At 59.0% G+C, this 785-nt stretch carries 1 protein-coding gene; it reads right to left on the minus strand.

Annotated elements, in window-relative coordinates; genetic code table 11:
* Positions 1–715, minus strand: a 715-nt coding sequence (locus RX395_RS09770; protein WP_316367277.1) for an InlB B-repeat-containing protein, incomplete at its 3' end; no start/stop codon positions are given.
* Positions 716–785: the final 70 nt, after the last annotated feature.

The following is a 785-nucleotide window of genomic DNA, read 5'->3' on the forward strand; positions in this document are numbered from 1 at the left end:
CCCCGGGGGGGCGGTCTGCCCGGGTCCGCTCCGCCGTTTTGGTTTCCGTGCGGACTGGTTTGTTGTCGCTATCATCATCCCTTTCAATGGTCACGGTATAGTCGATGCTCTCCTGTACCCAGTTTGCATAGAAGGTCTCGTTGCCCTTTACGGTGCCGTAGGCTTCCGCCCTGGTGCCGCCGCCGTTCGGCTCGGTGTACCAGCCGCCAAACTCATATCCCGTGCGGATTGGGTCAGGCAGGATATTCAGCTCGTCGTCATACTTCTGCTGGATGGTGGTCACGCTGCCATTGGTATAGTTTGTGTCCCAGGTGATGGTATACTCCTTCGGCGTCCATCCCGCATAGTAAGTGGCGCTCTGCTTTACTACCGTGCCGGATACCAGCGGTGTGGTGCAGTCCTGATCCAGATACCAGCCAGTAAAGTCGTATCCTTCGCGGGTAGGCGTAGTGGAGGGAGGCACCACGATACTGTCCCGCTCCTGGGTAGTGGTCGTGCCGCCATTGCCGCCATTGGCATCCCAGGTCAGAGTATAGGTATCCGGTTCCCAAATGCCGTATAGGGTGGTTACCTTCTCTGTCGGGGCCCAGCTCCCCTGATCCACAGGGCTATTGCTGTCTGCGCTGGTACCCCAGCCCCGGAAGGTATACCCATCCCTGGCAGGATCACCGGGGAACTCAAAGGGACTACAGACTTCGACAACCTCAGTCTCCATGCCATCCGGCCCCACAACACCTACGGTAAAGCCAAAGGTGCCCGCCCTCACACAACCAGCGATCCAGCCC

This window comes from Collinsella aerofaciens (assembly GCF_032584215.1).
Taxonomy (GTDB): Bacteria; Actinomycetota; Coriobacteriia; order Coriobacteriales; family Coriobacteriaceae; genus Collinsella.